Here is a 9820-nt window from a genome sequence, read left to right as displayed (position 1 = left end):
TCAACCAGAGACTCGGTGAAATTATAGTACCTGTGAAGATGCAGGTTACCCGCGACAGGACGGAAAGACCCCGTGGAGCTTTACTGTAGCCTGATATTGAATTTTGGTACAGTTTGTACAGGATAGGCGGGAGCCATTGAAACCGGAGCGCTAGCTTCGGTGGAGGCGCTGGTGGGATACCGCCCTGACTGTATTGAAATTCTAACCTACGGGTCTTATCGACCCGGGAGACAGTGTCAGGTGGGCAGTTTGACTGGGGCGGTCGCCTCCTAAAGTGTAACGGAGGCGCCCAAAGGTTCCCTCAGAATGGTTGGAAATCATTCGTAGAGTGCAAAGGCATAAGGGAGCTTGACTGCGAGACCTACAAGTCGAGCAGGGACGAAAGTCGGGCTTAGTGATCCGGTGGTTCCGCATGGAAGGGCCATCGCTCAACGGATAAAAGCTACCCCGGGGATAACAGGCTTATCTCCCCCAAGAGTCCACATCGACGGGGAGGTTTGGCACCTCGATGTCGGCTCATCGCATCCTGGGGCTGTAGTCGGTCCCAAGGGTTGGGCTGTTCGCCCATTAAAGCGGTACGCGAGCTGGGTTCAGAACGTCGTGAGACAGTTCGGTCCCTATCCGTCGTGGGCGTAGGAAATTTGAGAGGAGCTGTCCTTAGTACGAGAGGACCGGGATGGACGCACCGCTGGTGTACCAGTTGTTCTGCCAAGGGCATAGCTGGGTAGCTATGTGCGGAAGGGATAAGTGCTGAAAGCATCTAAGCATGAAGCCCCCCTCAAGATGAGATTTCCCATAGCGTAAGCTAGTAAGATCCCTGAAAGATGATCAGGTTGATAGGTTCGAGGTGGAAGCATGGTGACATGTGGAGCTGACGAATACTAATAGATCGAGGACTTAACCATATAATATGTAGCAAATGTTATCTAGTTTTGAAGGAATATGCCTTCATAGTTTGGTGATGATGGCAGAGAGGTCACACCCGTTCCCATACCGAACACGGAAGTTAAGCTCTCTAGCGCCGATGGTAGTTGGGACCTTGTCCCTGTGAGAGTAGGACGTCGCCAAGCAACTAAACACGAGTCAAATGACTCGTGTTTTTTCGTGTTTTCTTTTATAATCCATAGTAATTAAAAAATGTGTTTAAATAATTATTATTTTGATTAAATACAGGGGAATGTGGCTAGGATAGTGAATAAGCAAAAGAGTTGCAAATTTTATTAATACGTATATAATTAAAGTCAAAGATAGTCAAAGTCAATAAAGGTGGCGGATAAATGAGAAATATATCTGATATCATTGAGCAATATCTAAAGCAAGTTATTGACTTAAGTAATAATAATGTGATTGAAATCAAAAGAAATGAGATTGCGGATCGATTCGAGTGCGTACCATCTCAAATCAATTATGTAATCAATACCCGTTTTACGATAGAAAGAGGATTTGTAGTAGAAAGTAAACGTGGTGGAGGAGGTTACATTCGCATTATAAAAGTCAAACTGCATGACGATATAGACATTATCGATCAAATGCTTCATATGATTGATCATAGCGTTGCGCAAGGGAATGCAGAGAGTATGATTATACGTTTAATAGAAGAGGGAATCATAACAAATCGTGAAGCTAAACTTATGTTAAGTGTACTAGATCGTTCTGTATTATCAATGGATGTTCCTTCTCGAGATGAACTTAGGGCTCGAATATTATGCGCAATGTTAAGAACACTGAAATATAAATAAATACAGCTTTTGTAAAAGAGTAATAACTAAGATATAAGGCAGTTAAATATTGTAGAGGTTTTGAAAAAAGAACACGCACTTTTATTTAAACGAATAAGGGAAAGTGAACAATCTAGTAATGTATGAAAAGTATTATGAGATAGATCGTTCCTGTTGTAAAGGTGGGGATAGTGATGACTTGTCAAAACTGTAATATAAGATCAGCAACTTTACATTATACAAAAGTAATCAACGAACAGAAGACGGAAGTTCATCTTTGTGAGCAATGTGCAGAACAAAGTGGCTATACGTCTTTCTTTCAATCGCCGCAGTCTAACTTTTCATTCCATGATTTATTTGCTGGTTTATTACATGGTGAATCAACAATGTTTGAAGAAGGACAAAACGGGCTTTCGAATACAAGTATATTAAGGTGTCCAGATTGTAAGATGACATATGAGCAATTTACAAAGGTGGGACGTTTTGGATGTGCTTCTTGTTACGATACATTTAAGGAACATTTAAAGCCATTATTAAAACGTCTTCACGGCGGACATACAGATCATTGTGGAAAAATTCCGGAACGTATAGAAGGAAATATTCACTTAAAGAAAGAATTAGATGAACTAAAACTCATTCTGAAACAATACGTACAGAAAGAGGAGTTTGAGAAAGCTGCTGAAGTAAGGGATAAAATTCGAGGTCTTGAAAATCAGCTTAGTGAGCATAGAGAGGGGGAATAGTTCTATGTCACTGGACAAAATCATGAATGAAGCGATTAGTCCATGGATGAAGGGGGATGGCCCTGATTCTGATATTGTTTTAAGTAGTCGAATACGTTTGGCTCGTAATTTTAAAAAATATCAATTCTCTACTATGCAAAACGAAGAAGAAGCTAAACAGATTCATGAATTATTTAAAAAGGAATTTATAAATAAAACGGTAGAACCCTTTGGAGAGTTTGAACTATTAAAAATGAATGAATTAACGCCTCTTCAAAGGAGAGTATTAGTTGAAAAGCATTTAATTAGTCCTAACCTTGCAGGAACAGAATATGGAGCATGTCTATTGTCAGGAAGCGAACATATTAGTGTTATGCTGAATGAAGAAGACCATATTAGGATTCAGTGCTTATTTTCAGGGTTGCAGTTATCAGAGGCCCTTCAAAGTGCCAATCAAATAGATAATTGGATAGAGGAAGAGGTTGAATATGCTTTTGATGAATCACTTGGATATATAACGAGCTGCCCTACTAACGTTGGTACAGGATTGAGGGCTTCCGTAATGATTCACTTACCGGGACTCGTTTTAACGAAAAGAATTAGCCGTATTATACAAGTAATTCAAAAATTAGGGTTAGTAGTAAGAGGAATATACGGTGAAGGTAGCGAAGCGTTAGGTAATATATTTCAAGTGTCAAATCAAATGACGCTAGGAAAATCTGAAGAAGATATTATTGCAGATTTAAAGAGTGTCATTCAACAAATCATACAGCAAGAGAAAATGGCTAGAGAATTAATTGTACAAAATTCAAGTATTGAGCTTGAAGATAAAGTTTATCGCTCTTATGGCATACTAGCAAACAGTCGGTTAATTCAATCTGCGGAAGCGGCCACTTGCTTATCAGATGTACGACTTGGTATTGATTTAGGATATATAAAAGGTGTATCGAGAAATATTTTGACTGAGCTAATGGTTCTTACACAACCAGGTATTTTACAACAATATGCAGGTGGACCTTTAGGACCAGAAGAAAGAGATTATCGAAGAGCAACCTTAATCCGTGAGCGATTACGTATTGAAAAAAACTAAGCGCAAGTAGGAGGCGATTTCTATGATGTTTGGAAGATTTACAGAAAGAGCACAGAAAGTATTAGCTTTATCTCAAGAGGAAGCAATTCGTATTGGGCATAATAATATTGGAACAGAACATATTTTACTTGGGCTTGTACGTGAAGGTGAAGGAATTGCAGCAAAAGCGTTAATTGCTCTTGGATTAAGTCCAGAGAAAGTTCAAAAAGAGGTAGAAGCATTAATTGGACGCGGAACAGAAGCTTCTCAAACTGTACATTATACACCGCGTGCTAAAAAAGTTATTGAGTTGTCAATGGATGAAGCTCGTAAATTAGGTCATTCTTACGTCGGAACAGAACATATCTTACTTGGTTTAATCCGTGAAGGTGAAGGTGTAGCAGCACGTGTTTTAAATAACTTAGGTGTTAGCCTAAATAAGGCAAGGCAACAAGTATTGCAACTTCTTGGAAGTAATGAAGCAAGTTCAGGTCACCAAGGTGGTTCTTCAACAAATGCAAATACACCGACACTGGACAGCTTAGCACGTGATTTAACAGTTGTTGCACGTGAAAATCGTCTAGATCCTGTTATCGGGCGTGGTAAAGAAATTCAACGTGTAATTGAAGTTTTAAGCCGTAGAACAAAAAATAACCCTGTATTAATTGGAGAGCCTGGTGTAGGTAAAACGGCAATTGCAGAAGGATTAGCACAACAAATTGTAAATAATGAAGTTCCTGAAACATTAAGAGATAAGCGTGTTATGACACTAGATATGGGTACAGTTGTAGCTGGAACGAAATATCGTGGTGAATTTGAAGATCGTTTAAAGAAAGTTATGGATGAAATCCGTCAAGCTGGCAACATTATTCTATTTATTGATGAACTTCATACATTAATTGGTGCAGGTGGAGCAGAAGGTGCTATTGATGCATCGAACATTTTAAAACCATCTTTAGCACGCGGAGAGTTACAATGTATTGGGGCGACAACTTTAGATGAATATCGTAAATATATTGAAAAAGACGCGGCTTTAGAGAGACGCTTCCAACCAATTCACGTTGATGAGCCAAGTTTAGACGAATCAACTCAAATCTTGAAAGGTTTACGTGATCGTTATGAGGCACATCACCGTGTATCTATTACAGATGATGCAATTGATGCAGCTGTAAAGCTTTCAGACCGTTATATTACAGATCGTTTCTTACCAGATAAGGCAATTGACTTAATTGATGAAGCTGCTTCAAAGGTTCGCTTACGTTCTTATACAACACCACCAAATCTAAAAGAGCTTGAAGTGAAGCTTGAGGAAATTAGAAAAGAAAAAGATGCAGCTGTGCAAAGTCAAGAATTTGAAAAAGCTGCTTCCTTACGTGATATGGAACAACGCTTACGTGAGAAGTTAGAAGATACGAAGCGTCAATGGAAAGAGCAACAAGGAAAAGAAAACTCAGAAGTGACAGTAGAAGATATTGCAAATGTCGTTTCTACGTGGACTCGTATACCGGTTTCTAAACTTGCACAAACAGAGACTGATAAATTATTAAACTTAGAATCCATCCTTCACGATCGTGTTATTGGTCAAGATGAAGCGGTAGTAGCTGTAGCAAAGGCTGTTCGTCGTGCTAGAGCGGGATTGAAAGATCCAAAACGTCCGATTGGTTCATTTATTTTCTTAGGACCAACAGGTGTAGGTAAAACAGAGCTAGCAAGAGCATTGGCAGAATCTATGTTCGGTGATGAGGATGCAATGATTCGCATCGATATGTCTGAGTACATGGAGAAGCATTCTACTTCTCGTTTAGTTGGATCTCCTCCAGGATATGTTGGATATGAAGAAGGTGGACAATTAACAGAAAAGGTTCGCCGTAAGCCATATTCAGTTGTCCTATTAGATGAAGTAGAGAAAGCTCACCCTGATGTGTTTAACATTTTACTACAAGTATTAGAAGATGGTCGCTTAACGGATTCTAAAGGGCGTACAGTTGATTTCCGTAATACAATTGTTATTATGACATCTAACGTTGGTGCAGACGCGTTAAAACGTAATAAACATCTTGGATTTAACGTACAAGATGAGAGCCGCGATTATTCAGATATGAAAGGTAAGGTAATGGATGAACTGAAAAAAGCATTTCGTCCAGAATTCTTAAACCGTATTGATGAAATTATCGTGTTCCATATGCTTGAGAAAAAACATATTCAAGAGATTGTAACACTTATGGTAAATCAGTTAGTGAATCGCTTAAAAGAGCAAGAGATTGAATTGCATTTAACAGAAGGAGCTATTTCAGCCATTGCTGATAAAGGATTTGACCGCGAATACGGTGCTCGTCCGCTTCGTAGAGCAATTCAGAAACATGTAGAAGATAGACTGTCGGAAGAACTTTTAAAAGGTGCTATTGAGAAAGGTCAAAAAGTTATCTTTGATGTTGAAGGGGAAACATTTGTCATTCATAGTGCTGAAAAGGTAAAATAAGTATAGACAAACTAAGAGGGCTACGAGATAGCCCTCTTTCTTGTACGAGAAGGATAAACTGTTTATAGATGAAAGTGAAGTGAAATATAAAACGATATGGCTAAAAAGAAAACAAAATTCACATGTCAAGAGTGTGGTTATCAGTCACCAAAATATATGGGGAAATGCCCTGGTTGTGGTCAATGGAATACACTTGTTGAAGAGATGGAACCGGTTGTATCATCAAGACGCCTTAATTATGCCAATGCAATTCAATCGGAAGTAACAAAACCAAGACGCCTAACAGAAGTAGAAACAAAATCTGAGGCACGTATTGAAACGAAATTCCAAGAGTTTAACCGTGTACTTGGTGGTGGGATTGTAGATGGATCCTTAGTACTTATTGGTGGAGACCCTGGTATTGGAAAATCAACATTGCTATTACAGATTTCATCGCAATTAGCAGATTCTTCATATGATGTACTATATATATCCGGTGAAGAATCGGCAAAACAGATTAAACTTCGTGCAGATCGTTTGCATGTAAATGGTAGTAATCTATTTGTTGTATCAGAGACGGACTTGCAGCGAATTGCAGCACACATTGAAGAGATGAATCCAGCTTTTGTTGTTATTGACTCCATTCAAACGATACATTTACCTGAGGTAACGTCAGCGCCGGGAAGTGTGGCACAAGTACGTGAATGTACAGCAGAATTAATGAAACTTGCAAAAACGAAAGGAATCCCTATTTTTATCGTCGGACATGTAACAAAAGAGGGGGCAATTGCAGGACCTCGTATGTTAGAACATATGGTCGATGCAGTTCTTTACTTTGAAGGAGATCGTCATCATACATACCGTATTTTGCGAGCTGTGAAGAATCGTTTTGGTTCCACGAATGAAATGGGCATTTTTGAAATGAAAGAGCTTGGTCTTGCGGAAGTCTTAAACCCCTCTGAAATTTTTCTTGAGGAAAGACCTGTTGGAGTCGCAGGATCAACAGTAGTTGCCTCAATGGAAGGAACAAGACCGGTTTTAGTAGAAATACAAGCATTAATCTCCCCTACTAGTTTTGGAAACCCTCGAAGAATGGCGACGGGAATTGATCATAACCGTGTATCGCTTATTATGGCAGTGTTAGAAAAAAGAACAGGTTTATTATTGCAAAATCAAGATGCATATTTGAAAGTGGCAGGTGGTTTGAAATTAGATGAACCAGCAATTGATTTAGCTGTGGCTTTAAGTATCGCCTCAAGTTTTAGAGATAAATCTACGGCACCAACCGATGCAGTAATAGGAGAAGTAGGATTAACTGGAGAAATAAGAAGAGTATCGAGAATTGAACAACGTGTACAAGAAGCAGCTAAATTAGGATTTCAACGTGCTATTATTCCTAGAAAAAATTTGGGAGGATGGACAATTCCGGATGGGATTGAGGTAGTAGGTGTATCTAATTTAGGGGAAGCGCTTCGTTTGACATTAGGAGGCTAGGCTATGGAAGAAAACAAGCAACGTGTCAAAAGTATGATTAATATTTTACAACTCGTGGCCCCAGGAACACCACTGCGCGAAGGGATAGATAATGTGCTTCGCGCACAAACAGGGGGACTAATTGTTCTTGGATATAACGAACAAATTAAAAGTATTGTAGATGGAGGCTTTCATATTAATTGCGCATTCTCTCCTGCTAGTTTATACGAATTAGCAAAAATGGATGGGGCACTTATTTTAAATGAAACTGGAAGTAAAATTTTAATTGCAAATGCACAGTTAGTTCCAGAGGCATCTATCGATTCTATTGAAACAGGTATGCGCCATCGGACGGCAGAGCGTGTAGCAAAGCAGACAGGTAGTCTCGTTGTGGCTATTTCACAAAGGCGTAACGTAATTACACTATATCAAGGGAATTTACGTTATACACTAAAGGATATAGGTGTTATTTTAACAAAGGCAAACCAAGCTATTCAGACGTTAGAAAAATATAAGGCTGTATGGAATGATGGTATTACCAATTTGGGCATTCTAGAATTTGAAGAAGTCGTTACAATGTCCGAGGTGGTTCATGTGCTACATAGTGTTGAAATGGTACTGCGTATTAAAAATGAAATATTGAGCTATATTCATGAGCTAGGAACAGAAGGTAGGTTAATTCGTTTACAACTTACAGAACTACTAGCTGATTTAGAGGCAGAGGCAGCGTTATTAATTAAAGATTATTACCAAGAAAAAACACAAGACCATCATCAAATTTTGAAAAAGTTACAAGATCTTGCGAACACACAACTTCTAGAGGATAGCGATTTAGTTAAATTACTTGGATACCCAGGACAAACGAGTTTAGAAGAAAGTGTGACGCCGAGAGGATACCGAATCACAAGCAAAATTTCGCGCGTTCCGCCACTTATCATTGAAAATTTAATTAATCGGTTTAAGACTTTGCAAGGTGTTTGTCGAGCAACTATTAATGAATTGGATGATGTGGAAGGAATTGGAGAAGTCAGGGCGAAGAAAATACGAGAAGGCCTAAAAAGAATCCAAGAGCATCTCTATATGAGTAGACACAATTAAGAATATTACATTGATTCCATAATATAACGACACTAGAACACTTTTGGTATATGATATGATATATTGGTAAATAAAACTATTTATAAAAAAACACGTCCGCTTTTGCATTCGGCGTTTTGATTAGCGAAACAATGGTTAATAATGAGTAGGAGGTGGTTGGATGTTAAAACGGATTGTACAGCTCTTCTTTCTAGTAATTGGGGGAGCGTTAGGGATTTACTTAATCCCAAAAGTTATTAATGTATTAGACATCGGTGCCGTTCCTTTATTGGAAGGATCGTATGCTCGTGCAATTATTGGTGCAATTATTTTATTTTTAACAACATTTTGGCTTGTAGATTATATTGTTCAACTTATTAAGCATATTGAAGAGGCCCTTGTAAAGGCGCCTGTAGCGGATGTTTTATTTGGTACATTAGGTTTAATCTCTGGGCTTATTGTTGCGTATTTAATTTTAATACCAATTCGTGAATTTACAATTCCAGTTATTAGTACAGTGTTGCAAGTGTTCTTTACTCTTTTACTTGGATACTTAGGATTCCAAGTAGGGTTTAAAAAGAGGAATGAATTGCTAGGATTATTTACACTATCACAACGTGGGAAGAAGAAAAATAATAATAGTGATAATGAAGAAACTGAAGCAGAGGTAGAAGAATCTACAACTCATTGGAAAATTCTCGATACGAGTGTAATTATCGACGGACGTATTGCTGATATTTGCCAAACAAAGTTTTTAGAAGGAACAATTGTGATTCCACAATTCGTGTTAGAAGAACTTCAGCACATTGCCGATTCTTCGGATGCTTTAAAACGTAATCGTGGTCGCAGAGGATTAGATATTTTAAATCGTATTCAAAAAGAGATGCCGATTCCGGTAGAAATTTATGAAGGCGATTTCGATGATATTCAAGAAGTGGATAGCAAGCTTGTAAAGTTGGCGAAAATCACTGGCGGAACAGTAGTAACGAATGATTTCAACTTAAATAAAGTTTCTGAACTACAAGGGGTAACGGTGTTAAACATTAACGATTTAGCTAATGCAATTAAACCTGTTGTACTCCCGGGAGAAGAACTAAGTGTTTATGTTGTAAAAGACGGAAAAGAACAAAATCAAGGTGTTGCATATTTAGATGACGGCACGATGATCGTAGTAGAAGATGGTAGAGAATATGTAGGTTCACAACTCGATGTGCTTGTTACGAGTGTGTTGCAAACATCGGCTGGTCGTATGATTTTCGCCAAACGTAAATTATTAGAAAAAGCATTATAAGTAGAGGATTAT

At 38.5% G+C, this 9820-nt stretch carries 7 protein-coding genes and 2 rRNA genes; all 9 read left to right on the top strand.

The genetic code is table 11. The annotated features are described in order from the left end of the window. Positions 1–905 (top strand): 23S ribosomal RNA (locus tag MR113_RS20040); the annotation flags it as partial. Positions 906–954: 49 nt separating this feature from the next. Beyond that, positions 955–1070: ribosomal RNA gene (gene rrf / locus MR113_RS20035) — 5S ribosomal RNA — on the top strand. Between the two features lie 207 nt (positions 1071–1277). Then, entirely contained in the window at positions 1278–1739 is a 462-nt protein-coding gene (gene ctsR, locus MR113_RS20030; protein ID WP_061678384.1) for a transcriptional regulator CtsR, read from the top strand. Positions 1740–1912: 173 nt separating this feature from the next. Continuing rightward, positions 1913–2461, top strand: a complete 549-nt coding sequence (locus MR113_RS20025) for a protein-arginine kinase activator protein McsA (protein WP_242256401.1) — start codon at positions 1913–1915, stop codon at positions 2459–2461. Between the two features lie 4 nt (positions 2462–2465). Continuing rightward, on the top strand, positions 2466–3530 hold the full coding sequence (locus MR113_RS20020; protein ID WP_000050824.1) for a protein-arginine kinase McsB: 1065 nt from the start codon (positions 2466–2468) through the stop codon (positions 3528–3530). 22 nt (positions 3531–3552) lie between these two features. Beyond that, positions 3553–5988 (top strand): ATP-dependent protease ATP-binding subunit ClpC, encoded by a 2436-nt coding sequence (gene clpC / locus MR113_RS20015; protein WP_061678382.1) that lies wholly within the window; start codon positions 3553–3555, stop codon positions 5986–5988. Between the two features lie 96 nt (positions 5989–6084). Further along, positions 6085–7461, top strand: a complete 1377-nt coding sequence (gene radA, locus MR113_RS20010; protein WP_061678381.1) for a DNA repair protein RadA — start codon at positions 6085–6087, stop codon at positions 7459–7461. A 3-nt stretch (positions 7462–7464) separates the two neighbouring features. After that, positions 7465–8538: a DNA integrity scanning diadenylate cyclase DisA gene (gene disA, locus MR113_RS20005; RefSeq protein WP_061678380.1), complete on the top strand. Its 1074-nt coding sequence runs from the start codon at positions 7465–7467 to the stop codon at positions 8536–8538. 160 nt (positions 8539–8698) lie between these two features. Continuing rightward, positions 8699–9808, top strand: coding sequence for a PIN/TRAM domain-containing protein (locus MR113_RS20000; protein WP_242256398.1), 1110 nt, complete (start codon positions 8699–8701; stop codon positions 9806–9808). Positions 9809–9820: the final 12 nt, after the last annotated feature.

Origin of the sequence: Bacillus cereus group sp. BfR-BA-01379 (assembly GCF_022663605.1) — a bacterium.
Taxonomy (GTDB): domain Bacteria; phylum Bacillota; class Bacilli; order Bacillales; family Bacillaceae_G; genus Bacillus_A; species Bacillus_A mobilis.
Note: the sequence above shows the minus strand (reverse complement) of the source record. Positions and strands in the feature narration are given on the sequence as shown.

What these genes read in the sequence shown, in the direction of transcription:
- ctsR (WP_061678384.1), top strand. Translation starts at nt 1,278, where the DNA reads ATGAGAAATATATCTGATATCATTGAGCAATATCTAAAGCAAGTTATT.
- MR113_RS20025 (WP_242256401.1), top strand. Translation starts at nt 1,913, where the DNA reads ATGACTTGTCAAAACTGTAATATAAGATCAGCAACTTTACATTATACA.
- MR113_RS20020 (WP_000050824.1), top strand. Translation starts at nt 2,466, where the DNA reads ATGTCACTGGACAAAATCATGAATGAAGCGATTAGTCCATGGATGAAG.
- clpC (WP_061678382.1), top strand. Translation starts at nt 3,553, where the DNA reads ATGATGTTTGGAAGATTTACAGAAAGAGCACAGAAAGTATTAGCTTTA.
- radA (WP_061678381.1), top strand. Translation starts at nt 6,085, where the DNA reads ATGGCTAAAAAGAAAACAAAATTCACATGTCAAGAGTGTGGTTATCAG.
- disA (WP_061678380.1), top strand. Translation starts at nt 7,465, where the DNA reads ATGGAAGAAAACAAGCAACGTGTCAAAAGTATGATTAATATTTTACAA.
- MR113_RS20000 (WP_242256398.1), top strand. Translation starts at nt 8,699, where the DNA reads ATGTTAAAACGGATTGTACAGCTCTTCTTTCTAGTAATTGGGGGAGCG.